Source organism: Streptomyces sp. NPDC057307 (assembly GCF_042667665.1).
GTDB lineage: Bacteria > Actinomycetota > Actinomycetes > Streptomycetales > Streptomycetaceae > Streptomyces.
Genome location: NZ_JBHUZM010000034.1, coordinates 1 through 25,723 on the forward strand (window position 1 = coordinate 1; position 25,723 = coordinate 25,723).

Consider the following 25,723-nt stretch of genomic DNA (forward strand, 5'->3'; position numbering starts at 1 on the left):
CGGTGTCACCGCGTGGCCGGGCCTTTCCCATGGACCGGATGATCGACAGATCCGCTCAGCCCTTGGCCTGGGGCCTCCACTGCCGGAGACTGATCCGATGACGCAGCGTGTGGATCTCGCGACCGTGATGGACCAACTGGCCATCGATGAGGTGATCAGCGGTTACGCGATGGCCGTGGACGATGCCGACTGGCCCGGCTTTCTCGCTCTCTTCACTCCCGACGGGCGCGCCGACCACCGCGGCGCCGGTGGAATCGAGGGGTCGGCCGCCGAGGTCGCCGACTGGCTCGCGGGCGTCCTGGGCCGTTTTCCCGTACGCCAGCACCTGATCGGCAACCGCCGGCTGAGCTTCCAGGACGCCGGCGGATATCCCGGCGACCGTGCCGAGGTGCGGGCCGACTGCCTGAGCACACTGTTCGCGGAGTCCGGTGAGGAGACCGCCGCCATCGGCCGTTACACCTTCGGCCTCTCCCGCACGGACGACGGCTGGCGGCTGCACGGCGTCGTGGCGCGGGAGCGGGCACGGCGTGGCGCGGGTGTCACCACCGAGGGCTGACGGGGCGCGCTCGTCGATGCCGTGGACGCGGGGCTCATGGGCGCGCGGCTCGTAGGCGCGGGCTGACGCGCCGGGGGCGCTCTGTCGTCGCACGCCTCCTCTCCCGCACACTGATCGCCAAGCACCACGCCCGGCCGGGATCGGGCGGACGGCGGATCGGGCGGCACGAGGAGGCGCGGCATGCGGGTTCCGGCCGGCCGGCGGGAGATCTGGGCCCGCCGCGCCACTTCACCCGTGTGGCGCGGCGCCGCGGCTGTGGCGGCGGGCGCGCTGCCCGCGCTCTCCTTTCCCGAACCGGGCCTCTGGTGGTTCGCGTACGGGGCCCTCGTGCCGTGGATGCTGCTGGTACGTACGGCTCCGACGGGCCGACGCGCGGCCCTGGACGGCTGGCTCGGCGGGCTGGGTTTCATGCTCGCCGTCCATCACTGGCTGATGCCGAGCCTCCATGTGTTCATCGTGCTGTTGGCCGGGCTGCTGGGGCTGCTGTGGGCCCCGTGGGGCCCGCTGGTCCGGCGGATGCTCGGCGGGCGGCCTTCGCCCCGGCGTACGGCCGCCGCGCTGGCGGTGGTGCCGTCGGGCTGGCTGATGATCGAGACGGTGCGGTCGTTCGAGGGGCTGGGCGGTCCGTGGGGGCTGCTGGGCGCCGGTCAGTGGGAGGTCGCGCCCGCGCTGCGGCTCGCCTCGGTGGGCGGCGTCTGGCTGGTGACTCTGCTGGTGGTGGCCGTGAACACCGCGCTGACCGTGCTGCTGACGGTGTCCACCGCCCGTACGGTCGCCGTCGCCGGGCTCGTGGGGTCCGCCGTCGCCGTGACCTCCGCGTGGCTGTGGGCGCCACGCCCGGCGCACTCGGGGCAGGTGCGCGTCGCCGTCGTCCAGCCCGGTGTCTTCGGCGGCCCCGACAGCGTCGAGCGGCGCTTCGACCACGGCGAGGAGCTGACGCGCTCGCTGGCCGGCCGGGATCTGGACCTCGTGGTGTGGGGCGAGAGCAGCGTCGGCCACGATCTGACGACCCGGCCGGATCTCGCGGCGCGCCTCGCCGTGCTGTCCCGGCAGGTCGGCGCCGAGATCCTGGTCAACGTGGACGCTCCCGGTACGGACGCGGCGGGGCGCACCGGGATCTTCAAGAGCGCCGTGCTGGTGGGCCCGAACGGTCTGACGGGCGACCGCTACGACAAGATGCGGCTGGTGCCGTTCGGCGAGTACGTCCCGGCGCGCGCGGCGCTCGGCTGGGCGACGTCGGTGGGCAAGGCGGCGGGCGAGGACCGTGTGCGGGGCACCCGCCGGGTGGTCATGGTGCTGCCCGGCGAGGGGCGGGGCGGGCTGCGGGTCGGCCCGCTGATCTGCTTCGAGTCGGCGTTCCCCGACATGAGCCGGCGACTGGCCAGGGACGGCGCGCAGGTGCTCGTCGCACAGTCGTCGACCTCGTCCTTCCAGGGAAGCTGGGCGCCGGAGCAGCACGCGTCGCTGGCCGCGCTGCGGGCGGCGGAGACGGGCCGCCCGACGGTGCACGCCACCCTCACGGGCATGAGCGCGGTGTACGGCCCGGAGGGCGAGCGGGTCGGTGCCCCGCTCGGCACGGGCCCCGGTGCGAGCGCCGTGTACGAGCTTCCGCTGGCACACGGCACCACGGCGTACGTCAAGTACGGCGACTGGCCGCTGTACGGCGCGCTGGCCGTGCTGGCGGCGCTGTGCGCCGCCGAGGGCGCGCGGTCGCTCAGGCGGCCTGTGCCCGCACCGCCAGAACCACCCGTTCACACAGCTCGTGCGTCAGCAGAGCGTCCCGGGCACTGAGCGTCTTCCCGGCCCGTACGGCGTCCAGGAACGTCAGCACGCACTGCTCGATACCGCGCTGCCGGGCCACCGGCACCCAGTCGCCGCGCCTGCGGACGCTGGGCTGGCCCTTGTGGTCGACGATCTCGGCGAGGTGGTGGACGGCGCGCTTGGTGTCCTGTCCCGAGACTTCGAGGATCTCCTCGGTCGAGCCGTTCATCCGGTTCATCATGCCGATGGCGGTGAAGCCGTCGCCGGAGAGCTGGAGCACGACGTGCTCGGTCAGGCCCTCGCGTGTGCGGGCGCGGACGTCGATGTGCTCGACGGGGCCGGGGACCAGGAAGCGCAGGGTGTCCACGACATGGATGAAGTCGTCCAGGACGAGGGTGCGGGCGTCCTCGGGCAGGCCGACGCGGTTCTTCTGCATGAGGATCAGGTCGCGCGGATGCTCCAGGCACTGCGCGTAGGAAGGCGCGAAGCGCCGGTTGAAGCCGACGGTCAGGCTCGTCCCGCGCTCCTCGGCGAGGGCCACCAGCCGCTCGGAGTCCTTGAGTTCGTACGCGAGGGGCTTGTCGACGAAGGTGGGCACACCGGCCTCCAGGAGCCGGGTGACGATCTCGGCGTGGGCGGCGGTCGGCGCGTGGACGAACGCGGCGTCCAGGCCCTGGCCGAGGAGCGAGTCGAGGTCGGCGTGGCGCCGCTCGGCGGGGATGTGGTGGGTCTCGCCGACCCGCGTGAGGGTGGCCGGGGTGCGCGTCTGCAGATGCAGCTCGGTCCCGGGCAGCGTGGTGAGCACCGGCAGATACGCCTTCTGCGCGATGTCGCCGAGCCCTATGCAGCCGACCTTCACGTGGTTCTCCCTGTCGCCTTGCCGCGGTTCTGTCTCACGCGCCGGTGCGCGAGGGTCTGCCGTGCGGACCCTGATCCGCAGCATACGGGCGCCGCGGGGATCACCGTTCGGCGACGACGGCAACACCTGGGCGGGCCGTGTCACCCGTGCGGGTCACTCCGGGCGGTTACGGCCCCGACACGCCGGGCGGCCAGCAGAGTTGGCCCGGTGACACGGCGGACGAGAACGACAGCGTTGCTCCTGCTCGGTGTGGCCGTCGGAGGGGCCTCGGCCTGTGTGGCCGTGGAGCCCGAGGCGGGCGCCGCCCCGGACGTCGGCGCCGTACGGGCCGAGGCCCCGACGCCCGGCGCCGTGGAGCCGCAGATCGTGCAGCCGTCGGCGCGCGAGGTCCTGGAGGCCGCGGCCCCGCCCCGGCGTACGCTCCCGGCGCGGCCGGCCGTGACGGACTCCGTACAGCCGTCGCCCGAGCCGCCTCGGCGCCGTACGGCCGTACGACCGCCGGCACCTCCCGCACCATCCGCACGGCCCGTCCCGGCGGCTCCGACGACGGCGTTGCCCGATCTGGACGCCGGGCTGTGCGCGCTCGGTACGCGGTACGGGGGCTGGGCGCCGGGCAGTCCGGAGAGCCGTCTCTGCGAGCGGACGTACGGCGACTGACCACCCGCCGCTCCTCTCCTCCCCCCTCCCTCGCGGGAATGTGACCGATTCCGGCCAATCCGCAGGTCAAGCCGCCGCTGCGACAGCGCGACCGCCTCGGAACCGACGCCGACCGGCTTCACACACTCGACTCGCATGTCACTAAGTGACACAATGTCGCTTGAAGACATCGACAGAAGGGTGACGGGACGCCATGACGACGACAAAGCGCGGCGGAGGAGGGATGAGCGACCAGCGGCGTACGCGCCTGCGGCTGGAGATCTCCCGGGAAGCGGCACGTCTGTTCTGGGACCAGGGGGTGGCCGGCACGAGCGGCGATCAGATCGCGGAGGCCGTGGGCCTCTCGACACGCACCATCTGGCGCCACTTCCGCAGCAAGGAGAGCTGCGCCGAGCCGATCGTCATGCAAGGCGTCGTCACCCTGACGAAGGTGCTGCGCGACTGGCCCCGACATCTCTCCCTCGAAGACCATCTGGCGGCCGACCTGATCAGGCTCGGGCAGGAGGCACCGCCCGTCGACATGGCCGACGAGATGCTCGCGATGAAGATGATCAAGCTCGCCGACACCGAGCCGGCGCTCCGCACGGCGTGGCTGATGGCCTGCGACCAGACGGAGCGGGAGATGCGCGCGATCATCGGCGACCGCCTCGGGCGTCCGTCCGATGATCTGGAGGTACGGCTGCACGCCGCGACGACCGCCTCGGTGCTGCGGGTGCTGGACGAGTACATCGGCGCCGCCGTCCTCGCCGGTGAGGACCTCCCCGAGTTCAAGGACGCGACGGCCGTCGCCCGGCGTTTCGCCCAGGCGATCCGAAGAGCCACCGGCGGAGTCGTCGGCGACCCCGTCGCGTGAGGCCCCCGAGCCCCGAAAAACCTGTCGACCGATCTGGGAAACAGCCAGAAGGAGTGTCTTATGTCCGCCGTCTCACCCGCGGTCCCCCACCTCGCCGTCGAAGACCTCTTCGGCTCGCCGATCAAGGCCGGCGCGTCGATCTCACCCGACGGCACCACCCTCGCGTACCTGGCGCCCTGGCGGGGGCGGCTGAACGTCTGGGTGGAGAGCATCGACACGGACGAGGAGGCGCGCTGCGTCACCGCGGACGACCACCGCAGCGTGCACATCTACCACTGGACCGACGACCCGCGCTGGCTGCTCTACGAGCAGGACGGCGACGGTGACGAGAACTGGCACGTCCACCGGGTCGACCTGACGGACCCGGGCGCGAAGGCGGTCGATCTCACCCCCTTCCCCGGCGCCAGGGTCATGGGTTTCGAGACGAGCGTCTCCCGGCCGGGCAAGGCGCTGCTGCGGCTGAACCGGCGGGATCCCGCCGAGTTCGACCTCTACGAGGTGGACATCGCCACGGGTGAGCTGACGATGCTGGCGCAAAACCCCGGCCAGGTCGCCGACTTTCTTTACACGCCCAGCGGTGATCTGTACACGCGGTCCCTGGCGGCCGACGGCGACATGGAACTGTCGAAGTGGCGCCCCGGCGCGGAGAAGTCGCCTCCGGTCGTCACGGTCGACGGCGCCGACTACCCGCTGGGTGTGTATCCGTTCCAGCTCACCCCGGACGGCACCGGTCTGTGGCTCGGCTCCAACCGGAACAGCGACCGGACCCGGCTGGTCCGGCTCGACCTGGCCACGGGCGAGGAGACCGAGATCGACAGCCACCCGGTCTTCGACCTCGACACCCAGGCACACGTCTTCCCCACGCTGCCGTCGCCGCTCATCCGCGACCGGCGCACCGGCGAGCTGATCGCGGTCCGCTACCGCGGCGAGCGGCAGGTGATCCAGCCCCTGGACCCGCACTTCGCCGACGTACTGGAACATCTCACGAAGCTCTCCGACGGCGACCTGTCGGCCGTGTCGTCCGACGAGAGCGGACAGCGCTGGGTCGTCAGCTTCAGCCATGACCGTGACCCCGGTGCCACCTTCTACTACGACCACTCCACCGGCGAGAGCCGACTGCTGTTCCGGCCGTACCCGCATCTGGACCCCGAGGCACTGGCTCCGATGACACCGGTCACGATCACCTCACGGGACGGGCTGGCACTCCCGTCGTACCTGACGCTGCCCCTGGGGGCGGAGCCGTCCGCGCTGCCCCTGGTCCTCCTCGTCCACGGCGGCCCGTGGTCCCGCGACACCTGGGGCTTCAACCCGGTCGCGCAGCTGCTGGCCAACCGCGGCCACGCGGTGCTCCAGGTCAACTTCCGCGGCTCGGCCGGATTCGGCAAGTCCTTCCTCAAGGCCGGCATCGGTGAACTGGCCGGCAAGATGCACGACGACCTCATCGACGCCGTGGACTGGGCCGTCGACACGGGGTACGCGGACCGGGACCGGGTCGCCATCTTCGGCGGCTCCTACGGCGGCTACGCCACGCTGGTCGGCGTCACCTTCACCCCCGACGTCTTCGCCGCGGCCATCGACTGCTTCGGCATCTCCAACCTCGCGAGCTTCCTGGCGACCGTGCCGGAGTTCGTGAAGAACCAACTGACCAACAACTGGCACCGCTACGCCGGCGACCCCGACATCCCGGAGCAGGCGGCGGACCTGTGGGCCCGCTCGCCCATCAGCCGCGTCGACGACATCCGTACGCCGCTGATGGTGGTCCAGGGAGCCAACGACGTCCGCGTCGTCAAGGCCGAGTCCGACCAGATCGTCGACGCGCTGCGCGCCCGCGGCGTCGAGGTCGAGTACCTGGTCAAGGACGACGAAGGCCACGGCTTCGTCAATCCCGAGAACAACATCGAGATGTACCGCGCGGCCGAACAGTTCCTCGCGCGCCACCTCAAGCCGCGCTGAAGCGGCACTGACGGGGCAGCAGGACCGGAGCTGATCAGGCAGCGCGACGGAATCGCGACGAAATGAGGCAGAGCAGATGACACAGGACTTCGACCGTACGATCCACACCTCCACCTCCACCTCCACCTCCACCGGCGAGCCGGACCGGGGCCACCACAAGAACCCGAAACCGACGATGCTGGAGCAGATGGGCGGCACGACCGGCCTCGTCTACACGATGCTGCCGATCGTTGTCTTCGTCCTCGCCAACGCCTCCCTCGGGCTGACGCCCGCCATCTGCGCCGCGGTCGGCGTCGGGGTCGCGATCTCGGTGCTGCGCCTGGTGCGCAAGGAGCCGATCCAGCCGGCCCTCTCCGGCCTGTTCGGTGTCGGAGTCGCGTCGGCGGTCGCTTGGCAGACCGGCTCGGCCAAGGGCTTCTTCCTGCTGGGTATCTGGTCCAACCTCGCCCTCGGCGTGATCTTCCTGCTCTCCGTCCTGGTGCGGCGGCCCCTCGCCGGACTGGTCTGGGGCGCGCTGAACGGTACGGGGACGGCCTGGCTGCAGGACAAGCCCTCCATCCGCTACTACGACATAGCCACGCTCGCCCTGACGGCCGTCTTCGCCGCCCGGTTCGTCGTGCAGGAGTGGCTGTACGAGCAGGACGCCACCGGCTGGCTGGCCGTCACGAAGATCGCGATGGGCTACCCGCTGCTCGGCCTGGCGCTCCTGGTGGTGCTGTGGGCGGCCCGCCGCTCCGCCAAGCGGCTCAAGGCCAACCCCGTACAGCGGCTCGCCTGATCCAGCTGCCGCCTGCCGTCCCCGTCCGATCCGTCATCAGCGAGCACTTCGGAGGACAAGCGATGCTCCAGTCACTGCCGCAACGGCTCTACCTGCTCACCTACACCGTGGACGAGGGCAAGTTCAAGCTCGGGGATCTCCAGGGCCGTGGCCAACTGCTGCGTGCCGGGGCGCTGGCCGAGATGGTCCTCGGCGGGCTGCTCGGTGTCGAAGGCAGGAAGGTCGTCCGGCTGACCGACGAGCCGCCGAGCGATTCCTTCCTGGCCGGGGTGTGGGGCGACCTGCCCGGGGAGAAGCCGAAGGGCTGGCTTCAGTTCGTGCACAACAAGGCCCACACGGCGGAGGCGCCGGTCCAGGAGCAGCTCTCGGCGGCGGGCACGATCACCGTCACCCGCAAGAAGCTGCTGGGCCTGGTCGCCGGCAGCCATGTCACCGTCAACGACCCCCAGCAGGTGCTCGACCTGCGGGCACGAGTACGCGACGTCGTGATGTCGGGCTCGGATCCGGCGACGGTCCCCATGGACGAGCTGACCATGGCGGTGTTCGCGAAGGAGCTTGAGCTGACGAGTGTGTTTCACCGGAAAGAGGTGAGCGAGCACAAGCGGACACTCAAGGCGCTCGCCGACCGCTTCGACAAGGCCGTCCCCAAGTTGCGCTCATCGCTGCGCGACTCGTACCTGTCGAGCAGGGCGGTCGGCGGCGGCTGGAGCAACTCCTGAGCTTCGGCCCCGGAGTCCCCACGTTTCCCCAGGTCCTGTCCGGACCGGCAAGATCGCCCGGACAGGACCTAGCTCCTGTCGTCCAGCAGCTGCCGCTCCAGCCGGCCGATCGCTGTCCGTACGCCGTTCCCGTACCCGTCGTCCCCGAGCACGTTCACCGCTGCGCGGGCGCGGGAGAGGTGGAGCCGTGCCGCGTCGGGGCGTCGCAGCTTCAGGTAGTCGGCGGCGAGGTTGAGATGCAGCGAGGGGTAGAAGGCCCGTACCGCCGACGACGTACCGGCCGTGGCCGGGGCCTCGGCGGCGGTCAGGGCGCGCAGGTCCCAGGCCAGTTCGTCGCCGGGGTCGTCCTGTGTGTCCGCCATGTAGTGCGCGAGCGTGCAGCGGTGGAGCGGGTCGCCCGACTCGCCGATCTCGGTCCACAGCTCGCCGAACCGGTTGCGCGCCTCCTCGCGGTCACCGCCGTGGAGCAGCATGACCGCCTGGCCGATCCTGGTCAGGACGGCGTCCTCCGACACCTCGCGCTGCTCCATCGCCTGCCGCCTCCCGCGCCCGTCCGGTCGATCCCGTCCGGCCCGACGCTAACCGCAGCGACCGGCAATCCCGCACAGGCTCACCCGCCCGGCGCGGACCGCCGGGCGCGGACCGCCGGGCGCGGCGGTGCCCGGTCAGCCCAGGTCGGGGATGCGCCAGTCGATCGCCTGGTGTCCCTGCGCGGCGATCGCCTCGTTGATCTGCGTGAAGGGGCGGGAGCCGAAGAACTTCTTCGCCGACAGCGGCGACGGGTGCGCGCCCTTCACGACCACGTGCCGTGTCTCGTCGATCAGCGGCAGCTTCTTCTGCGCGTAGGCACCCCAGAGCACGAAGACCGCGGGATCCGGCCGGGCGTCGACGGCGCGGATCACCGCGTCCGTCACCTGCTCCCAGCCCTTGCCCTTGTGCGAGTTGGCCTCGCCGGCCCGCACCGTCAGCACGGCGTTGAGCAGCAGGACGCCCTGCTCGGCCCACGGCATCAGATATCCGTTGTCCGGGACCGGGTGGCCCAGCTCCTCCTTCATCTCCTTGTAGATGTTCCGCAAGGAGGGAGGCGTGCGCACACCGGGCCGCACCGAGAAGCAGAGACCGTGTCCCTGGCCCTCGCCGTGGTAAGGATCCTGGCCGAGGACCAGGACCTTCACCCGGTCGTACGGCGTGGCGTCGAGCGCGGCGAACACCTCGTCGCGCGGAGGGTAGACCGGCCCCTTCGACCGCTCTTCCTCGACGAACTCGGTGAGCTCCTTGAAGTAGGGCTTCTGCAGCTCGTCGCCGAGGACGCCGCGCCAGGATTCGGGCAGCATGTCGGTGTCGGTCACGTCAACAACCTCCGGTAAGCGATCAGTTGGTCCACTCCTGAACCTACCGGTGACCACTGACAATCACCGCCGCGGACGGCTACCAGCTGGCCTTGCGGCTGAACTCCCAGAGCTGCATGACCGTCTGCGGGTCGAGCGCCCGCTCCCCGCCGCTGATCTCCTCGGACGCCGCGACGTAGAGCTTGCCCTGCCAGAGCGGCAGCAGCCGCACGTCGTCCACGAAGATCTCCTGGGCGCGCTCGAACTGCTCGATCACCGCGCCGCGGTCGCTCTCGCGCCGTGACTGCGGCAGAAGCTCGTTGGTGATCTCGGGGCTCTCGTACGGCGTGCTGAGCGCGTTGTTCTTGCCGACGAAGGGGGCCACGAAGTTGTCCGGGTCCGGGAAGTCGGGGAACCAGCCACGGCCGAAGACCGGGTACTCGCCCTTCTGGAAGCCCGCCTGGAAGTCCTTCCAGGGCTTGCTCTTCAGTGTGATCTTGAAGAGGCCGGAAGCTTCGAGCTGGCGCTTGAGCTCCGCGAACTCGGCCACCGTGCCGGAGCCGTAACGGTCGGTGGTGAACCAGAGGGTCAGCGGCACGGGCGTGTCGATGCCGGCGTCCTGAAGGATGTCGCGCGCCTTGTCGACGTCCGGGTCGCCGTACTTGTCGAAGAAGCTCGTGGCGTGCCCGGAGATGCCCTTGGGGACCATCGAGTACAGCGGCTCGGCCGTGCCCTGGTAGACCTTGGCGACCAGCGCGTCACGGTCGACCACCTGGGCCACCGCCTGCCGCACGGGCAGCTTCGCCGCCGACGTGTCCTTGGGGTTGAACACCAGGTAACGGATGTCGGCGCCGACGGTCTCGATCAGCTGAAGGTGGTCGTTCTCTTCCTTCTTCTGTTCGAGCTCGACGACCTCCTCCGAGGTCAGACCTCGGTAGATGACGTCGATCTCCTTGTTCTTCAGGGCGCCGAACATCTTGTCGGAGTCCTGGAAGTACTGGATCTTGACGGCTTTGTTCTTGCGGTCGGCGAAGCCCTTGTAGCTGGTGTTCTCGGCCAGTTCGGCGTCGCTGCCCGCGGTGTACGACTCAAGCGTGTACGGGCCGGAGCCGGTGAGTTCGCCGTCGTCCCTGAGCTTGCCGGCCGGGTACTCGGCCGGGTCCACGATGGACATGGCGGGGGCGGCGAGGACGAACGGGAACGTGGCGTCGGGCTTGTTCAGGTTGAACGTGACGGTCAGCTCACCGTCCGTGGTGACATCGTCGAGGGACGCGAGGAGCCCGTTGGGACCACCGTTCACGTTGATCTTCACGATGCGGTCGAACGAGTGCTTGACGGCTTCGGCGTCGAGCTTGTTGCCGTTCGAGAACGTCAGTCCCTCGCGCAGCCGGCAGCGGTAGACCTTGTTCGTCGAGTCCGTGAACTTGCAGTTGTCCGCGGCGTCGGGCTGTGGAGTCGTGCTGCCGGTGGGGAAGGCGACCAGGGTCTGGAAGACGTTGCGGTACAGCTCCCAGGAGTTGTCCCACGCGGCGGCCGGGTCGAGCGTGCTCGGCGAACTGGTGGTGCCGATCGTGATCTTCTGATCCTCTCCGGCGCTGTCCGCCGAGAACAAGCCACATCCGGCCAGCAGGGATATGGACGCGAGGGCTGCAGCCGCCTGCAGACTGGTCCGGTTGAACACGTGCGCACGCTCCTTGTTCGGCCACGAGTCGGCCGACCATACCGCAGCGCCCCATCGGTTCAATATGCATGTCCGATGGGGCACTTGAAGCATTTACCTACAAAGCGTGTCAGTGCACACCGGCATTGAGGAAAATACCGCCGTCGACGACCAGCGTCTGTCCGGTGATCCAGTCCGACTGGTCGGACGTGAGGAACGCCGCGGCGCCGCCGATGTCCTCCGGCACCCCGAGGCGCCCGAGCGGGTAGGCGGCCGCGGTCTCGGCCTCCCGGCCCTCGAAGATCGCCTGCGCGAACCTGGTCTTGACCACCGCCGGCGCGATGGCGTTGACCCGCACGCCGGGCGCGAACTCGTGAGCCAGCTGGAGGGTCAGATTGACCATCGCCGCCTTGCTCATCCCGTACGCGCCGATGAACGGCGACGCGGACACCCCCGCGACCGACGCGATGTTCACGATCGCACCGCCGTGGTCCTTCTGCCAGGCGCGCCAGGTCAGCTGCGCGAAGCCCAGGGCCGAGATGACGTTGGTCTCGTACACCTTGCGCGCCACGTTGAGATCCAGGTCGGCCATCGGGCCGAACACCGGATTCGTCCCGGCGTTGTTCACCAGATAGTCGACGCGGCCGAACTCGTCCATCACGCGGTCCACCGCGGCGGCCTGGTGCGTCTCGTCGTGGGCCTTGCCGGCGAAGCCGATCACACGGTCCGCGCCCAGGCGCTCCACGGCCTCCTTCAGCGCGTCCTCACCGCGGCCGGTGATGCACACCCGGTCGCCGCGCGCGACGAGCGCCTCGGCGATGCCGTATCCGATACCCCGGCTGGCGCCGGTGACGAGCGCGACCTTGCCGCTGTCGGGTCGGCCACTGTCCTTCGGCTGTTCCGTCATGTCGCTCACTCTCCGGTTCAGTTGAGGGGTCCGCCGGCGACGTACAGCACCTGGCCGGAGACGAATCCGGCGTCCTCGCCGGTGAAGAAGGCGATCGCGTTCGCGATGTCGTCGGGGACACCGACCCGCTGGACCGGGATCTGGGTGGCCGCCGCGGCTTGGAAGTCCTCGAAGCCCATGCCGACGCGGGCGGCGGTCTGGGCGGTCATCTCGGTGACGATGAACCCGGGGGCGACGGCGTTGGCGGTGACGCCGAACTTGCCGAGTTCCTTGGCCAGGGTCTTGGTGAAACCCTGGAGGCCGGCCTTGACGGCGGCGTAGTTGGCCTGGCCTCGGTTGCCGAGCGCCGAGCTGGAGGACAGGTTGACGATACGGCCGAACTTCGCGTCCACCATGTGCGCCTGGCAGGCGCGGGCCATCAGGAAGGCGCCCTTGAGGTGCACGTTCATCACGGTGTCCCAGTCGGACTCGCTCATCTTGAAGAGAAGGTTGTCCCGCAGCACACCGGCGTTGTTGACGAGGACGGTGGGCGCGCCCAGCTCGGCGGCGACGCGCGCGACGGCGGCCTCCACCTGGGCGGCGTCGGAGACATCGGCGCCGACGGCGAGGGCCTTGCCGCCCGCGGCGGTGATGGTGCCGACGGTCTCCGCGCAGGCCGCCTCGTCCAGGTCGAGAACGGCGACGGCCCGGCCCTCGGCCGCGAGACGTACGGCGGTCGCGGCGCCAATGCCCCGCGCCGCCCCGGTCACGACGGCGACACGCTGCTCGGTGGTCGACATGCTGCTTCTCCTCGTCCTTGGATCGCGGCGTCCGGCGCGAGAGCACTGAGCGACCGCTTAGTATTCAGCTGCCGTGACGCTAGAAGCCCTGACACCTGGTGTCAACGGCCCACGGGGGCGCCGAACGTATGTCACACGGCGAACACGCGCAGGAGCGCCTCAGCGCACGAGCAGATCCAGCAGCCGCTCGACCTCCGCCGACGGGTCGAGCGTCAGACCCGTGTGTACGGGGCCGGGCTGGACGACCGTCGAGCGGGGCGCGATCAGCCAGCGGAACCGCCTTCCCGCGTCGTCCCGTGCCGCCTGCCCCGCCGGGTCCCCACCAGCGCAGACGCCCTCGACGGCGCGCAGCGCGGCCCGCACCCCCGCCACGTCGGCGTCCGGCGCCAGCGCCTTGAGCCGGGACTCGTCCAGGTGCGTACGGGCGGCCACGAACGACTTGGCGCGGCAGTAGACGAGCACACCCGCGTTGATGAACTCCCCGCGCTCGACCCTCGGCACCACGCGCAGCGGCGCGTACTCGAACACATCACGTCCGTTCACCTGCCCTCGCCTCCGCTGTTCTTCTTCGTGGGATGCGGCCAGGGCGTGGCGTGTTCGGTCAGCCAGCCGGGGGCCTGCGAGGGGCGCGTCCTGGTGGGCGCGTCGAGCGTGAGGCGCTCGTGAACGGTGGCCGCGCGCGGCAGCAGCGCCGCCACGTAGGCGCGTCGTACCGCGTCGGTGGAGTCGAACCCCGGCTCGTCCACGAGCCATTCGTCCGGCACGTCGGCGGTGACCTCGGTCAGCAGCTCCTCGGTGACCAGCGGCGCGAGCGCCGCGGCGGCCGAGGCGATGTCGGGCCGGAACGGCGCGAGGACATGGTCGGACGCGTCGTACGGCTTCGCGGCCGAGGCCGCGGCGCCCGGCCAGTTGTGATGCCAGATCATGGTGGCGCCGTGGTCGATGAGCCAGGTGTCCCCGTGCCAGACAAGCATGTTGGGATTACGCCAGGACCGGTCGACGTTGTTGATGAGCGCGTCGAACCACACGATCCGGCCGGCTTCGGCCGGGCCGACCTCGTAGGCGAGCGGATCGAAGCCCAGCGATCCGGGCAGGAAGTCCATCCCGAGGTTCAGCCCACCGCTCGCCTTGAGCAGCTCCTGCACCTCCTGGTCGGGCTCCCCGAGACCGATGACGGGGTCGAGCTGCATGGTGACCAACTCCGGCACCCGCAGCCCGAGCCGCCGCCCCAACTGCCCGCAGATGACCTCGGCGACGAGCGTCTTGCGGCCCTGCCCCGCGCCGGTGAACTTCATGACGTACGTCCCGAGGTCGTCGGCCTCGACGATCCCCGGCAGCGAACCGCCCTCACGCAGGGGCGTGACATAGCGGGTCGCGATGACCTCACTCAACATTCTCCCAGGCCACCCATCTCATCAACCTTGGAAACAACGGATACCCACTGGGGGCGGGGAGCGGCGGAATCCTCCGCCGACGACCCTGGGGAGAATCTGGGGGTTTCGGCGGGCATGCCGTCCCTCCCCTGCCTCGCCGTCGGCCCGTCGACCGCGGTGCGCCCCATACTTCCGCCCCCCCGGCACGGAGTGAGCATAGTAACCGAGGGTGATCGTCGGTGAGGAACGCCCGAGCCGCCGGCGCCAAGGCCGAGCGGGTGACCGCGCCGCTGCGCGACGTGGCCCAGGGGCTGCGCCTCGGCGAAGGACGCCAGGTATGAGTGGGGTGAGCTAGCCTGCGCGCATGCGCGGACAGTTCACCGGCTGGCCGGAGCAGGCCATGGACGTGTTGTGGCAGCTCCAGGGCGAACCGACCCACGCGACCCGCGAGCGCTACCGCGCGGACCGCGAACGCCTGGTCCGGCAGCCGATGATCGCCCTGCTCAACGAGGTCGCGGACACCGACCCCCGGTACGAGGACTTCTCCGTCTGGCACTACCGCACCGACTCCTGGTGGTGGCAGCACCAAGGCGCGGTGATCCGGCTCGGCCGCAAGATCGAGATCAATCTCCGATTCTCCCTGGACGGCCTGCGGATCCAGGGCGCCTGGTGGTATCCCGATCCCGGCCAGGTGGACGCGTTCCGCAGAGCCGTGGCCTCCGAGGGGAGCGGCCGCGAACTGTCCGCCATCGTCGAGGACGTGCGGAAGAAGGGCTACGACCTCTCCGGGGACGTGATGAAACGCCCCCCGCGCGGCTACCCGACGGACCACCCCCGTACGAACCTGCTGCGCCACCGTTCGCTGATCGCCGCCCGTCCCCTCGGCTGCGAGGAGTGGCTGCACACCCCCGAGGCGGTCGACCGGGTCCTGTCGGCCGCCGCCGACCTGGACGCCCTGCTGATGTGGCTGGTCCGCCATGTGAAGCGCGCCGCCTGACATCGCGGCGCGACACCCGCCACGCAGCGCTCCCGGACGGGCGCTCAGCGCCTCGTCTCGTACCTGGTCAGGATCACGCCGCTGGGAAACGTCCGCGTCTCCACCAGGTTCAGGTTCACCCAGCTGTCCAGCGCGGCGAAGAACGGCGTACCGCCGCCCACCAGGACCGGCGCGGTGGCCAGCATGTACTCGTCGATCAGCCCGGCCCGCATGGCCGCCCCGGCGAGCGTCGCGCCACCGATCTCCATCGGGCCGCCGTCCTCGGCCTTGAGCCGGGTGATCTCGGCGACCGCGTCACCGCCGACCAGGCGGGTGTTCCAGTCGACCGTGTCGATCGTCGAGGAGAACACCACCTTCGACATGTCCCGCCAGCGGTGGGCGAACTCGATCTCCGCCGGGGTGGCGCCCGGCTGCTGGTCGCCGGTCGGCCAGTGGGAGCTCATCGTCTGCCACAGCTTGCGCCCGTACAGCGACACGTCGGTCGCCCGCAACTGGTCGGACCAGAACTGGAACAGCTCGTCGCTCGGCGCACCCCAGCCGATGTCGTCGCCGGGCGCGGCGATGTAGCCGTCCAGGGACACGTTCATGCCGTAGATCAGTTTCCGCATGGGGCCAGCCTTCCGTGAGTCGGTCTCACGCGTACAGACCGGCGCGCCGCCGGAAACTCATCGGTGCGCGATCCGAGTTCGAACGCGGTCCTCGTGCTCGGTGGCTCGGCCGCGCGCTCATCGTTCCGCCGACACGTGCAACTGTTCGGGACCGGTAGGTGTCTAGGGGGTACAGGTGGCCGTTCTCCTGAAAGACGCCTTCCGTTCAGCTGTCCCGACAGAGGATTCCGTCAATGCCGACCCCGCCGTACCGACGCCGCGTCCCCCGTTCCGCCGTCGCCGCCCTCGGTGCGGCCGGGCTTGTGGCGCTGGGCGCCGCTCCCCCTGCCGTGGGCGACGAGGCGCCGCCCTCCCTGGTCCTCGGAGACATCAAGCCGATCACCGGAGTGACACCGGGGAGCCCGGTCGATCTGCCGGTCACCGTGGTGAACAACGGCGCCACGACCGTCGACAAGGTGTGGATCAAGTACACCGCCACCCGGGGTCTCGCCTTCCCCGAGGTTCCCTCCAACTGCCGGAAGCAGTACGTCGGTGCGTACGACGAGATGCCCGAGCGGTGGATCGCGATATGCGCGTTCGACGAGGCGGTGAAGCCGGGCGTCGCCTACACGCCGCAGAAGCCGTTCGCCGTCAAGGCCGAGAAGCACGCCTTCGACGACGAGATGTGGGTGACCGTCACGGATTACGAGCCGCCACCGGACGAGAACAGCACCCCGGTTCCGGGCACCGCACCGGAGATCGAACTGATCGAGTCGCCGACCGGGGGTACGGGGTCCACGGACCGGTTCAGGGTGCCCGTCACGTCGGTCAACACGGCGGACTACGAGGTGACGGGCGCTGCGTTGCGGGGGAAGCCCGGCGACACGGTGACGATGAAGGTGACTTTCGCCAACACCGGCCCCGGCTGGGTCTGGTCGAAGCCGGGCACTCCGTGGACTTCCGTCCTGGTCACGCTCCCCGCCGGAACGTCGGTCGTCAAGCCCGACTTCTACTGCAAGGCCAAGGGCAAGGCGTACAACTGCGGCCTCACGACCGGCCCGCAGGAACACCTGGAGACGGCGACCTTCACCTTCAAGTTGAAGATCGACAAGAAGGTGCCGGGCGCCAAGGGCTCGGTGGCGCTGAGCAACAGGAAGCTGCCGTTCGACCCCGACAAGGCCAACGACACGGCCCCCATCACGCTGGAGGTCACCGGCGGGGAGCCGGGCTCGACGGGCGGCGGTGCGACCGGCGGCGCGGACGGTGGCGCCGGGTCGACCGGCGGGTCAGGCGGCGGGTCGAGCGGCGGGTCAGGCGGCGGTTCCACCGGCTCGACCGGCTCGACGGGCGGGTCGTCGTCGGCCGGCGGTGCCGGTACGGCCACGACCGGCGGCAATCTCGCGACGACCGGCTCCTCCTCCACACTCCCGATCGCGGGCGCGGCGGCCGCGGCGGTCGTCCTGGGCGCGGGCACCGTCCTCGTCGTACGCCGTCGCCGGTGACCGAGCTCGGTGAACCAACAAAGATGATCCGCAAGCGCCGCCGCCCGATCCCGCAGGGATCTAGGCCTCGGTGAGCAGGGGGTCATAGGCAATTGAGCGCTGACGGCCCGCCATGAAGGAGAGAAAGTCCTTCAGGAACGCGCTGCGCGAGTACGTTCCCCCGGGGTTGTCCATGTCCCGCTGGAAGCCCGTGCGGAACAGGGCACGGTACTCGTCCGCGTCGATGGTCTGGTCGCCGTCCTTGTCGGTGGCGTCGAAGAGCACCTCGGCGACTCGGATGAGGGCGGGGCCGGCGAGGGAGGGGACGGCCGCGGCGTATTCCTGGGCGCTGACGCGGCCGTCGCCGTCGGTGTCGAGGGCCGTCTGGAGTTCCTGCCACCACTGGGCGTAGGCGTTGTAGAGGCGGGTCTCCTGCGGTTCGTCCAGGTCGAGGCGGCCGGAGAGTTCCCTGGCCATGGCGGCGAGGTCGGGCCAGTCCAGGTAGCCGTCGCCGGTCTGGTCCAGCACCGCGTGGAAGAACTCCTCGGCACTGCGGCGGGGCGCGGGCACCCGCGCCGGTTCGGGCTGTGCGGGAAGGGGCGTGACCAGCCTGATGAAGGCACCGGCTCGTTTCATCGCGTCCCGCACCGCGGTGACGCTTCGCGCGCGAGGGTCGTCGCTGTCGGGCGGGAGAAGGAGCAGCCCCGCGATGCCTTCGGCCTGGATCCAGCTGTCGGGCAGGAAGCGTGCCAGACCGGCGGCCAGATAGGCGCTCTGCATCAGCGTCCGCGCCCCGGGGATCTCGGGCAGGCCAGCCTTCCGGCGGAACGGTTCGGGAAGGGAGGCCACGGTGATGGCGCCGATGACAGGTCCGGCCAGTGTGCGGCCGGCCGCCCACACCGTGGGCAGTCCGTCCAGTACCGGCGGCGCGGGGAGGTGGTCGAAGAGCTTGTACAGGATGATGCGCAGGGCTTCGGTGTTCTCCAACTCCTCCTCGACCATGCGGTCGAAGTAGGGCCAGAACTCGTTCAGGGTCGGTGGCAGATGGCCGGCCTGGTCGCCCATGGTGGCGAGGAACGCCTGGAACTCGGTGTACAGCTTCTCCATGGTGGCCTGTTCGAGGGGCTGTCCGCCCAGGCGGCACATGGTCACCGCGCTTTCGAACAAGGTCGCCACCACCCAGGCCCGCACTCCGGGGTCCATCGCGTCGTACGGCCGACTGCGGGCGTCGGTGCCGTTCAGCCGCGCGTGCAGCCGGTTCAGACGGGCCGCTTCCCGCTGCCGGGCGTGGTCGTCGGCGCAGAACATGCGCTGCATGCTCTGGAAGGTGTTGCGCAGCCGCCGCCAGGGGTGCGCCACGAAGGTCGAGTTGTCCAGGAGGGCGGCGCCGATCTGCGGGTGCGCGGCCTCCAGCACGGTCGCCCGGATCATGGCCAGGGCCCAGCGCGGGTCGTTGAACAACGAGTTGAACTGCGACCCCGGACCGAACAAGGGATCCGCGGGCGGGTCCGCGGGTGTTCCGGGGCTGGGGCTGGGGCGGGAGCCGGGGGCGGCGGTGTCCGTCACGGTGGGGATGCTCCGTCTGCTTGGGGGGCCAGTTGGGGTGCCAGACCGCCGAAGCGGCGGCTGCGCTGCCGGTAGGTGTGCAGGCATTCCACGAAGTGCGCGGCTCCGAAGTCCGGCCAGAGCACCGGGGGGAAGATGAATTCGGCGTAGGCGACCTGCCAGAGCATGAAGTTGGAGATGCGCTGTTCCCCCGAGGTCCGGATGACCAGGTCCACGTCGGGGGTGTCGGGGTGGGGCAGGTGCGCGGCGAAGCTCTCCTCGCTCACCGCTTCGGCCCGCACCTGGTTGCGGATCAGGGAGCGTGCCGCTTCGACGATGTCCGAGCGTCCGCCGTGGTCGAACGCCACCGTGAGCGTCATGCCGCGATTCCGGCTCGTCAGCGTCGTCAGATCGGCGAAGTCCCGGGCCAGTTCGGCGGGGATCTGGGAGTCGGTGACGCCGAGGAACCGGCAGCGGATCCCCCGCGCCTGCAGCAGCGGGGCATGCTTGCGCACCACGCGGCGCACCAGCCGCATGAGGTAGTCGACCTCGCTGCCCGGGCGCTGCCAGTTCTCGGTGGAGAACGCGTACAGGCTCAGCCACTGAACCCCGGCGGCCCGCGCCGCCTCGATGACGTCGATCACCGTCGCCTCCGCGGCACGGTGACCCGACGTCCTCGGCAACGACCGGAGCGCGGCCCACCGGCCGTTGCCGTCCATCACACAGGCGACGTGCCGCGGGACCGGCACCCGGGGGTCCGCGCTGCCAGGGCCGCGGGCAGCGGGGCCGACGGGCTCAAAGGCAGCGGGGCCGACGGGCTCAAGGGCAGTGGGGTCGATGGCCCGTTCAACCGTCACGCGGACTCCTCACCTGCCTCCACGAACACCACCGGCCTGCACACCACCGGCCTGAAGATCGGCGGCCGCACCCCGGGCATGCGTGCGGTGCGGGTGTCAGACCGGATCGACAAGGAACAGCGTGCCGGGACCCGCCCGTCGGCGGAGCACGATCATTCGACATTCATCCCAACGTGGGCCATGCCGCACAGACGAACGACCAGCACCCGCCGATGCGGCCCCGGGCGGCCCGAGTTCCGCGTGTCGTGGCCCGCTACGCCCGAGGGAAGGCCCGGCGGTAGTCGCTCGGCGACACCCCGAGTTGCTTGAGGAAGTGGTGACGGAGATTGTTCGCCGTGCCGAGGCCGCTCAGTTCCCCGATCCTGGCGATCGGCAGGTCGGTCGATTCCAGCAGGCTCTGGGCCCGTCGCAGCCGCTGGTTGAGGAGCCACTGCAGCGGAGTCGTCCCGGTGGCCGCCTGGAGTCGCCGGTAGAAGGTGCGCGGGCTGACCGTGGCCCGCTGCGCCAGGTCCTCGACCGTCAGCGGTCGGTCGAGGTGTTCCCGGGCCCAGTCGAGTACGGGCTCCAGGCCCCGGTCGTCGGTGGCGGGCACGGGCAGGTCGATGAACTGGGCCTGGCCGCCGGGGCGGTGGGCGGGTACCACCATCCGGCGGGCAAGCTGGTTGGCGACATGCGGGCCGAGGTCGCGGCGTACGAGATGGAGGCAGAGGTCGAGTCCGGCGGTCAGTCCGGCGCTGGTGAGCACATCGCCGTCGTCCACGTACAACACCGAGTCGTCGACGCGCACCTTCGGGTAGCGCGCGGCCAGTTGGGCCGTGTGCATCCAGTGGGCCGTGGCGCGGCGGCCGTCGAGAATGCCCGCCTCGGCGAGTGCGAAGGCGCCGGTGCACAGGGAGACCATGCGGGCGCCGGCGTCGTGGGCGAGGCGCAGAGCCGTGATCAGTTCCGGAGCCACCGGTTCGGCCTCGTCGACGCAGGCGTCGGGCACCGAGGGCACGATGACCGTGTCGGCGCCGACGATGTCGGAGAGGCTGTATCGGGTGTTCAGGGACAGTCCGGTGCCGTTCGCCGGAGTGTCCGGACCGGGCTCCTGGGTGGCGCACAGTCGCAGGTCGTACCAGGGGTCCGCCAGGTCGGGCTGCGGCTTTCCGAAGACGGTGCAGGGGATGCTCAGTTCGTACAGGCTCCAGGAGGGGACGCCGATTCCCTCGGTCACGACCACGGCGACAGAACCAGCGTTCATGCCGGTCAGCGTATGGCAGCAATTTGGTGGTCGCCGTCACCGGTGTCACTGTTCCCGGTCGTCGCGTGCTGCGAGCGTGGTGCGTACGTGATCAACCACGTGCGGACAGACAGGGAGTTGGGGCATGGATTTCGATCGTTCGGCCGTGACCGTCGTCGGACTGGGCTCGATGGGTTCGGCGCTGGCCACCGTACTGCTGGAACGGGGCCACACGACCACCGTGTGGAACCGTTCGGCGCACAAAGCGCGGCCGCTGGCCGACCGGGGTGCCCGGGTGGCCGCGACGCCCGAGGAGGCGGTCGCGGCGAGCCCGCTGATCATCGTTTGCGTACTGGACCACGAGGCGCTGCACGTCGCCCTCGACCCCGCCGCGGGCTCCTTGGCGGGCAAGGCCGTGGTCAATCTGACCTCCGGTTCACCGGAGCAGGCCCGCGAAGCCGAGGTATGGGCCCGCTCGCACGGTGCCGACTATCTCGACGGCGCGATCATGACCACCCCGCCGGGGGTCGGCAGCCCCGAGATGATGTTCCTCTACAGCGGGTCGCACAGCGTCTTCGAAGCCCACCGTCCGACCCTGGCGTCCCTGGGCGACCCCATACACCTGAGCACCGACCCGGGCCTGGCGTCCCTCTACGACGCCGCGCTGCTCGGCCTGATGTGGTCCGCCATGACCGGCTGGCTGCACGGCACCGCACTGGTCGGCGCGGAGAAGACGGAGGCCACGGCCTTCACCCCCGTCGCGATCCGCTGGCTGAGCGCCGTGGCCGGTTTCCTGACCACCTACGCCGCGCAGGTCGACGCCGGCCACTATCCGGGCGACGACGCCACCGTCGACGTACAGATCGCGGCCATCGACCATCTTCTGCACGCCTCGGCGGACCGCGGCATCGACAACGCTCTGCCCGAACTCCTCAAGGCCACCATGGAACGGACCCGGGCGGCGGGCCACGGCTCCGACAGCTACGCGAGTGTCATCGAGGTCCTGAGGAACCCGGCGGCCACCAGCTGACCGTGGCACCGACGGCGGCCGCTTGACGGCCCGTCAGCCAGGCGGCGGAGTGTTCAGTGACCGATGAGCGGATCCGGCGTTGATCACCGCGATCCACCTCGTCCCCTGAAAGGAGCCAGCGATGCGCCTTCGCCTCGCCGCCCTCGTATGCGCGACGGCCGCCCTGGCCGCCGCGTACGCCGTCCCGGCCCAGGCAGCAGCCAACCCCTCCCCGGTGCCCCCCTCCGCTGAGTCCCTCCTCAAGGACGGGCTCACGATCGAGGGCCCTCTGATCAACAACCTCGACCTGCAGCAACTGCTGTAGCGAGCGCGAAAAGCCCGGCTGGGGCGCCCCAGCCGGGCCTCGTGTTTCGGTGAAAGCCGCGCCCGTCCGAGCGCTCGTGCGTCGTGTCAGTGACGGGCCGGATCACGCCGATCGGTCTCAGAGGGTGAGGCCGCCACCGAGGTCGATGCCGATGGCGGAGGCGGGGGCGGCAAGGGCGGTGACGAGGGCGAAGGCCCCGACCAGGACAGTGGCGATCCGACGGCGCATGGAGCTGCCTTTCTCTTCAGGAACTCGGACTGAGCTGCTGCCAGTCTGAAGATCACGGACGCCGAATGCCGAGAGAACCACGCCGAAAACACCTGAATGCGTGGTTGCGGGGCGCATACATGTAGCGAGTCCCGGTCCGGAACGTGTCGCCGTCCTCGCCGCACGCCGCTTCGTGGGCCGACCGGGACGGCCCGTCCACGAGCCGGGTACGGATTCCAGGCTGGCCCGCGCTCCGGCGCGACAACGCGTTATTGAATCTCGTTGGAAGCTCACTTACCATTTTCCGTATGGCGAATCAGATCGCGGCCGGAACGGAACTTCTCGCCTATGTGCGGGAGTTCTCGCTCAGGGAAGATGACATTCTGCGCGAGCTGCGCCGGTTGACAGCGGATCTCCCCGGTGGAGAAGCGATGCAGGTGATGGCCGAGGAGGGTCAGTTCCTCGCGTTTCTGGTGGCGGCGACCGGGGTCACGGATGTGCTGGAGATCGGCACCTTCACCGGCTACAGCACGCTGTGCATGGCTCGCGCGCTTCCGGCGCACGGGAAACTGGTCACCTGTGACATCACTGAACGGTGGCCCGACATCGGTGCCGACTATTGGCGGCGGGCCGGTGTTTCGGAGCGGATCGACGTTCGTGTCGGAGTGGCGACGGAAACTCTTGAGCACATGCTCAGCGACGGTTTATCGAACAGTTTCGGTCTCGTTTTCATCGATGCCGACAAAGCGAATTATCCGCGGTATTACGAGCTGGCTCTACGGCTCGTAAAGCCGGGCGGATTGGTGGTCGTGGACAACACGCTCTTCTTCGGACGGGTCATCGACCCCGCCGCCGACGACGCGGACACCGTCGGTGTTCGTGAGGTCAACGCGATGATCCGGGACGACCGGCGGGTCGACGTCTCCATGCTCCCGATGGCCGACGGCATCACGCTGGTCCGCCGGAGGTGAGGTCCGGAGCGATGAGCCGGACCGTCGTGGGGGCGTCGCGTCGCGTGGCGAGCAGGTGCAGCAGTTGGACGTCCTCGCCGGTACTCCCCGAGAGCGGGCCCCGGCAGTCGCAGGGCCGGTCGTCGAAGCCGGCGAACCGGTAGGCGACCTCCATCATCCGGTTGCGGTCGGTGGGGCGGAAGTCCGCCAGCAGATGGACACCGGCGCGGGCGGCCTGGTCGGCCAGCCAGTTCAGGATGATCGTGCCGGCGCCGTAGGCCACCACCCGGCACGAGGTCGCGAGCAACTTGAGGTGCCACGCATTCGGGTGCTTCTCCAGCAGCAGCACGCCCACGGCGCCGTGCGATCCGAAGCGGTCGGTGAGCGTGGTGACCAGGACCTCGTGGCCGGGGTGGGCAAGGAGCGCGCGCAGTGATTCGTCCGGGTAGTGCACCCCGGTCGCGTTCATCTGGCTGGTGCGCAGGGTCAGTTCCTCGACTCGCGACAGGTCGTCCTCCGTGGCCCGCCCGATGCCCATCACCATGTCCAGCGAGCGGAGGAAGTCCTCGTCCGAGCCGGTGAACCGGGTCTGCTCGGCCGTACGCCGGAAGCCGGCCTGGTACATCTTCCGGCGCTGACGCGCGTCGACCGTCACCGACCTCGGGCTGAACTCGGGCAGGTCGAGCAGCGTCTTGGCGTCCTCCGCCGGGTAGCAGCGCACGTCCGGCAGATGGAAGGCGACCTCGGCCCGCTCGGCCGGCTGGTCGTCGATGAACGCGATGGTGCCGGGAGCGAAGCCCAGCCGCTCGGCGATCCGGCGTACGGCGTCCGACTTGCGCCCCCAGCCGATCTCCGGCACGACGAAGTAGTCGGCGACGCCGAGCGCCGCCAACTGGGCCCAGGCAAGGTCGTGGTCGTTGCGGCTGGACACCGACTGGAGTACGCCTCGCGCGTCCAGGCCGACGATCACCTCGCGGATCGCCGCGGGGAGGTCGACGTTCTCGTCCTCCAGCAACGTGCCGTGCCAGAGCGTGTTGTCGAGGTCCCAGACCAGGCACTTAACGGTCGTGGGCGGGACCGTCGGGGTGGTGTCGCCCATGTTCATCTCCTTGTGTCGACGTAGGCCCTGTCTTCAAAGTCCCGCCTGGCCTGCGGGCGGACGGCGCTACTTTGAAGACAGGCCCTAGCGGCCCGATGGTCCGACGCCCTGACGGTCACCGCCCGCTGAGCGCGTGGTCGGCCAGGATCAGCTGGCACACCTCGTTGCTGCCCTCGATGATCTCCATGAGTTTGGCGTCGCGGTACGCCCGCGCGACGACATGGCCGTCCCGCGCCCCGGCCGACGCGAGCACCTGTACCGCGGCGGCCGCGCCCCTGGCCGCGTTGCCGGCGCTGACGTACTTCGCCAGCACGATGGCGGCGCCCAGGTCGGCGGCGTTCTCGTCCCAGCTGCGGCTGGCGTGCTCGCAGGCCCGGGTGGCGACCTGCTCGGCGGTCCACAGGTCGGCCAAGTGCCGTGCGACGAGCTGGTGTTGAGCGAGCGGCCGGCCGAACTGGTGCCGGGATACGGCGTGTTCGACGGCCGCCGCCACGCAGGCCCGCAGAATCCCGACGCACCCCCAGGCGACGGAGATACGGCCGTACGCCAGGGCCGTCGTCACCAGCAGGGACAGCGGCTGCCGTCCGCCGCCCAGCAGACTGCCGAGCGGCAACCGCACCTCGTCGAGCCGGAGATCCGCGTGCCCGGCCGCCCGGCAGCCCAGCGGATCGGCCACCCGTCGCAGCCGTACCCCCGGGGCCGTGCGGGGCACCACCACCACGGCGCCCTCCTCGCCCATCCGTGCGACGACCAGGAGGAGATCGGCGTACTCGGCGGCGGTCACCCACTTCTTACGGCCGGTGAGCACCAGGGAGTCGCCGTCGACCGTGACGGTGGTCTCGATGGCCGACAGGTCGCTGCCCGCCCGCGGTTCGCTGAAGGCCACGGCCGCCGTGTCGCCGGAGGCCAGCCGAGGCAGCAGTTCCGCCGCCTGTGCCGGGTCGCCGAGCCGTTCGACGGTCCACGCGGCCATGCCGCCCGAGGTCATGACGCTCCGCAGCGAGCTGCACAGACTGCCGACATGGGCGGTGAACTCGCCGCTGTCCGCGCTGCTCCAGCCGGGTCCGCCGTACGCCGAGGGGATCTGGGCGGTCAACTGCCCGGCCGCGCCGAGCTTGCGCACCACGTCCTCGGGCAGCCGACCCGACCGGTCCCAGTCGGCCGCCTGGTCGCCGACCAGTTCGGTGACCGCGGCGACCGCCGCGGCGACGGCTTCACGCACCGGAGCCACCGGAGCCACCAGAACCGCCGGGACCACCGG

General features: G+C 70.3%; 26 protein-coding genes. 12 read left to right on the forward strand and 14 right to left on the reverse strand.

Annotated features, from left to right (window positions below):
• The first annotated feature begins 97 nt into the window (after positions 1–97).
• Positions 98–556 carry a nuclear transport factor 2 family protein gene (locus ACFUN8_RS15350; protein ID WP_383636528.1) on the forward strand — a complete coding sequence of 153 codons (459 nt, stop codon included), beginning with the start codon at positions 98–100 and terminating at the stop codon, positions 554–556.
• Positions 557–736: 180 nt separating this feature from the next.
• Positions 737–2,347 carry an apolipoprotein N-acyltransferase gene (gene lnt, locus ACFUN8_RS15355; RefSeq protein ID WP_383636531.1) on the forward strand — a complete coding sequence of 537 codons (1,611 nt, stop codon included), beginning with the start codon at positions 737–739 and terminating at the stop codon, positions 2,345–2,347.
• Here the strand turns inward: lnt and ACFUN8_RS15360 are convergent.
• Entirely contained in the window at positions 2,271–3,176 is a 906-nt protein-coding gene (locus ACFUN8_RS15360; protein ID WP_383636534.1) for a Gfo/Idh/MocA family protein, read from the reverse strand. The two genes, lnt and ACFUN8_RS15360, sit on opposite strands and share 77 nt — an antisense overlap.
• A gap of 207 nt (positions 3,177–3,383) precedes the next feature.
• Here ACFUN8_RS15360 and ACFUN8_RS15365 point away from each other — a divergent pair, with 207 nt between their 5' ends.
• The 5 genes from ACFUN8_RS15365 (at position 3,384) to ACFUN8_RS15385 (ending at position 8,136) form a co-directional block, all read left to right on the forward strand.
• Positions 3,384–3,833: a hypothetical protein gene (locus ACFUN8_RS15365; RefSeq protein WP_383636537.1), complete on the forward strand. Its 450-nt coding sequence runs from the start codon at positions 3,384–3,386 to the stop codon at positions 3,831–3,833.
• 223 nt (positions 3,834–4,056) lie between these two features.
• On the forward strand, positions 4,057–4,686 hold the full coding sequence (locus ACFUN8_RS15370) for a TetR/AcrR family transcriptional regulator (RefSeq protein WP_383636540.1): 630 nt from the start codon (positions 4,057–4,059) through the stop codon (positions 4,684–4,686).
• Between the two features lie 60 nt (positions 4,687–4,746).
• Positions 4,747–6,639, forward strand: a complete 1,893-nt coding sequence (locus ACFUN8_RS15375) for an alpha/beta fold hydrolase (protein WP_383636543.1) — start codon at positions 4,747–4,749, stop codon at positions 6,637–6,639.
• A gap of 76 nt (positions 6,640–6,715) precedes the next feature.
• The gene (locus tag ACFUN8_RS15380) at positions 6,716–7,417 is read left to right on the forward strand and encodes a DUF3159 domain-containing protein (RefSeq protein WP_383636546.1); all 702 of its coding nucleotides are present in this window, start codon (positions 6,716–6,718) and stop codon (positions 7,415–7,417) included.
• A 62-nt stretch (positions 7,418–7,479) separates the two neighbouring features.
• Positions 7,480–8,136, forward strand: a complete 657-nt coding sequence (locus tag ACFUN8_RS15385; RefSeq protein ID WP_383636549.1) for a GPP34 family phosphoprotein — start codon at positions 7,480–7,482, stop codon at positions 8,134–8,136.
• Between the two features lie 68 nt (positions 8,137–8,204).
• On the opposite strand, the gene ACFUN8_RS15390 is transcribed toward ACFUN8_RS15385, so the two are convergent.
• The 7 genes from ACFUN8_RS15390 to ACFUN8_RS15420 all read right to left on the reverse strand — a co-directional run bounded on the left by ACFUN8_RS15390 (position 8,205) and on the right by ACFUN8_RS15420 (position 14,204).
• Positions 8,205–8,666 (reverse strand): hypothetical protein, encoded by a 462-nt coding sequence (locus ACFUN8_RS15390; protein WP_383636552.1) that lies wholly within the window; start codon positions 8,664–8,666, stop codon positions 8,205–8,207.
• A 135-nt stretch (positions 8,667–8,801) separates the two neighbouring features.
• Positions 8,802–9,485: a uracil-DNA glycosylase gene (locus ACFUN8_RS15395; RefSeq protein ID WP_382571371.1), complete on the reverse strand. Its 684-nt coding sequence runs from the start codon at positions 9,483–9,485 to the stop codon at positions 8,802–8,804.
• 79 nt (positions 9,486–9,564) lie between these two features.
• A complete protein-coding gene (locus tag ACFUN8_RS15400) occupies positions 9,565–11,145 on the reverse strand; it encodes an ABC transporter substrate-binding protein (protein ID WP_383636555.1) in 1,581 nt (526 codons plus the stop codon).
• 109 nt (positions 11,146–11,254) lie between these two features.
• Positions 11,255–12,031 (reverse strand): SDR family oxidoreductase, encoded by a 777-nt coding sequence (locus tag ACFUN8_RS15405; protein ID WP_383636558.1) that lies wholly within the window; start codon positions 12,029–12,031, stop codon positions 11,255–11,257.
• Positions 12,032–12,048: 17 nt separating this feature from the next.
• On the reverse strand, positions 12,049–12,810 hold the full coding sequence (fabG, locus tag ACFUN8_RS15410) for a 3-oxoacyl-ACP reductase FabG (RefSeq protein WP_383636561.1): 762 nt from the start codon (positions 12,808–12,810) through the stop codon (positions 12,049–12,051).
• A 159-nt stretch (positions 12,811–12,969) separates the two neighbouring features.
• A complete protein-coding gene (locus tag ACFUN8_RS15415) occupies positions 12,970–13,353 on the reverse strand; it encodes a DUF3037 domain-containing protein (protein ID WP_364974716.1) in 384 nt (127 codons plus the stop codon).
• The gene (locus tag ACFUN8_RS15420; RefSeq protein WP_383636565.1) at positions 13,350–14,204 is read right to left on the reverse strand and encodes a HipA family kinase; all 855 of its coding nucleotides are present in this window, start codon (positions 14,202–14,204) and stop codon (positions 13,350–13,352) included. The genes ACFUN8_RS15415 and ACFUN8_RS15420 overlap by 4 nt, the downstream gene beginning before the upstream one ends.
• A 343-nt stretch (positions 14,205–14,547) precedes the next feature.
• Between ACFUN8_RS15420 and ACFUN8_RS15425 the strand changes: the two genes are divergently transcribed.
• Positions 14,548–15,180, forward strand: a complete 633-nt coding sequence (locus tag ACFUN8_RS15425) for a DUF2461 family protein (protein WP_383636568.1) — start codon at positions 14,548–14,550, stop codon at positions 15,178–15,180.
• A 44-nt stretch (positions 15,181–15,224) separates the two neighbouring features.
• Here the strand turns inward: ACFUN8_RS15425 and ACFUN8_RS15430 are convergent, their stop codons facing one another.
• Positions 15,225–15,788, reverse strand: coding sequence for a dihydrofolate reductase family protein (locus tag ACFUN8_RS15430; RefSeq protein ID WP_383636571.1), 564 nt, complete (start codon positions 15,786–15,788; stop codon positions 15,225–15,227).
• 233 nt (positions 15,789–16,021) lie between these two features.
• Between ACFUN8_RS15430 and ACFUN8_RS15435 the strand changes: the two genes are divergently transcribed.
• On the forward strand, positions 16,022–17,269 hold the full coding sequence (locus ACFUN8_RS15435) for a hypothetical protein (RefSeq protein ID WP_383636574.1): 1,248 nt from the start codon (positions 16,022–16,024) through the stop codon (positions 17,267–17,269).
• Between the two features lie 60 nt (positions 17,270–17,329).
• Here ACFUN8_RS15435 and ACFUN8_RS15440 read toward each other — a convergent pair whose 3' ends face one another.
• The 3 genes from ACFUN8_RS15440 to ACFUN8_RS15450 all read right to left on the reverse strand — a co-directional run bounded on the left by ACFUN8_RS15440 (position 17,330) and on the right by ACFUN8_RS15450 (position 20,893).
• Positions 17,330–18,814, reverse strand: a complete 1,485-nt coding sequence (locus tag ACFUN8_RS15440; protein ID WP_383636577.1) for an oxygenase MpaB family protein — start codon at positions 18,812–18,814, stop codon at positions 17,330–17,332.
• Positions 18,811–19,542, reverse strand: coding sequence for a polyprenyl diphosphate synthase (uppS, locus tag ACFUN8_RS15445; protein ID WP_383636672.1), 732 nt, complete (start codon positions 19,540–19,542; stop codon positions 18,811–18,813). Before uppS ends, ACFUN8_RS15440 begins: the two co-directional genes overlap by 4 nt.
• Positions 19,543–19,903: 361 nt before the next feature.
• Positions 19,904–20,893, reverse strand: a complete 990-nt coding sequence (locus tag ACFUN8_RS15450) for a GlxA family transcriptional regulator (RefSeq protein WP_383636580.1) — start codon at positions 20,891–20,893, stop codon at positions 19,904–19,906.
• A 124-nt stretch (positions 20,894–21,017) separates the two neighbouring features.
• Between ACFUN8_RS15450 and ACFUN8_RS15455 the strand changes: the two genes are divergently transcribed.
• The 3 genes from ACFUN8_RS15455 (at position 21,018) to ACFUN8_RS15465 (ending at position 23,384) form a co-directional block, all read left to right on the forward strand.
• Entirely contained in the window at positions 21,018–21,902 is an 885-nt protein-coding gene (locus ACFUN8_RS15455) for an NAD(P)-dependent oxidoreductase (protein WP_383636583.1), read from the forward strand.
• A gap of 121 nt (positions 21,903–22,023) precedes the next feature.
• Entirely contained in the window at positions 22,024–22,206 is a 183-nt protein-coding gene (locus tag ACFUN8_RS15460; RefSeq protein ID WP_383636586.1) for a hypothetical protein, read from the forward strand.
• Positions 22,207–22,721: 515 nt separating this feature from the next.
• A complete protein-coding gene (locus ACFUN8_RS15465; RefSeq protein ID WP_383636589.1) occupies positions 22,722–23,384 on the forward strand; it encodes an O-methyltransferase in 663 nt (220 codons plus the stop codon).
• On the opposite strand, the gene ACFUN8_RS15470 is transcribed toward ACFUN8_RS15465, so the two are convergent.
• Both ACFUN8_RS15470 and ACFUN8_RS15475 read right to left on the reverse strand, forming a co-directional pair.
• On the reverse strand, positions 23,362–24,462 hold the full coding sequence (locus ACFUN8_RS15470) for an HAD-IIIC family phosphatase (RefSeq protein ID WP_383636592.1): 1,101 nt from the start codon (positions 24,460–24,462) through the stop codon (positions 23,362–23,364). The two genes, ACFUN8_RS15465 and ACFUN8_RS15470, sit on opposite strands and share 23 nt — an antisense overlap.
• Positions 24,463–24,577: 115 nt before the next feature.
• A complete protein-coding gene (locus tag ACFUN8_RS15475; protein ID WP_383636595.1) occupies positions 24,578–25,684 on the reverse strand; it encodes an acyl-CoA dehydrogenase family protein in 1,107 nt (368 codons plus the stop codon).
• Positions 25,685–25,723: the final 39 nt, after the last annotated feature.

Excerpts from the sequence above, each read along its gene's own strand:
- ACFUN8_RS15350 (WP_383636528.1), top strand. The coding sequence starts at position 98 with ATGACGCAGCGTGTGGATCTCGCGACCGTGATGGACCAACTGGCCATC.
- lnt (WP_383636531.1), top strand. The coding sequence starts at position 737 with ATGCGGGTTCCGGCCGGCCGGCGGGAGATCTGGGCCCGCCGCGCCACT.
- ACFUN8_RS15370 (WP_383636540.1), top strand. The coding sequence starts at position 4,057 with ATGAGCGACCAGCGGCGTACGCGCCTGCGGCTGGAGATCTCCCGGGAA.
- ACFUN8_RS15375 (WP_383636543.1), top strand. The coding sequence starts at position 4,747 with ATGTCCGCCGTCTCACCCGCGGTCCCCCACCTCGCCGTCGAAGACCTC.
- ACFUN8_RS15380 (WP_383636546.1), top strand. The coding sequence starts at position 6,716 with ATGACACAGGACTTCGACCGTACGATCCACACCTCCACCTCCACCTCC.
- ACFUN8_RS15385 (WP_383636549.1), top strand. The coding sequence starts at position 7,480 with ATGCTCCAGTCACTGCCGCAACGGCTCTACCTGCTCACCTACACCGTG.
- ACFUN8_RS15390 (WP_383636552.1), bottom strand. The coding sequence starts at position 8,666 with ATGGAGCAGCGCGAGGTGTCGGAGGACGCCGTCCTGACCAGGATCGGC.
- ACFUN8_RS15405 (WP_383636558.1), bottom strand. The coding sequence starts at position 12,031 with ATGACGGAACAGCCGAAGGACAGTGGCCGACCCGACAGCGGCAAGGTC.
- fabG (WP_383636561.1), bottom strand. The coding sequence starts at position 12,810 with ATGTCGACCACCGAGCAGCGTGTCGCCGTCGTGACCGGGGCGGCGCGG.
- ACFUN8_RS15420 (WP_383636565.1), bottom strand. The coding sequence starts at position 14,204 with ATGTTGAGTGAGGTCATCGCGACCCGCTATGTCACGCCCCTGCGTGAG.
- ACFUN8_RS15425 (WP_383636568.1), top strand. The coding sequence starts at position 14,548 with ATGCGCGGACAGTTCACCGGCTGGCCGGAGCAGGCCATGGACGTGTTG.
- ACFUN8_RS15430 (WP_383636571.1), bottom strand. The coding sequence starts at position 15,788 with ATGCGGAAACTGATCTACGGCATGAACGTGTCCCTGGACGGCTACATC.
- ACFUN8_RS15435 (WP_383636574.1), top strand. The coding sequence starts at position 16,022 with ATGCCGACCCCGCCGTACCGACGCCGCGTCCCCCGTTCCGCCGTCGCC.
- ACFUN8_RS15450 (WP_383636580.1), bottom strand. The coding sequence starts at position 20,893 with ATGAACGCTGGTTCTGTCGCCGTGGTCGTGACCGAGGGAATCGGCGTC.
- ACFUN8_RS15455 (WP_383636583.1), top strand. The coding sequence starts at position 21,018 with ATGGATTTCGATCGTTCGGCCGTGACCGTCGTCGGACTGGGCTCGATG.
- ACFUN8_RS15460 (WP_383636586.1), top strand. The coding sequence starts at position 22,024 with ATGCGCCTTCGCCTCGCCGCCCTCGTATGCGCGACGGCCGCCCTGGCC.
- ACFUN8_RS15465 (WP_383636589.1), top strand. The coding sequence starts at position 22,722 with ATGGCGAATCAGATCGCGGCCGGAACGGAACTTCTCGCCTATGTGCGG.
- ACFUN8_RS15470 (WP_383636592.1), bottom strand. The coding sequence starts at position 24,462 with ATGGGCGACACCACCCCGACGGTCCCGCCCACGACCGTTAAGTGCCTG.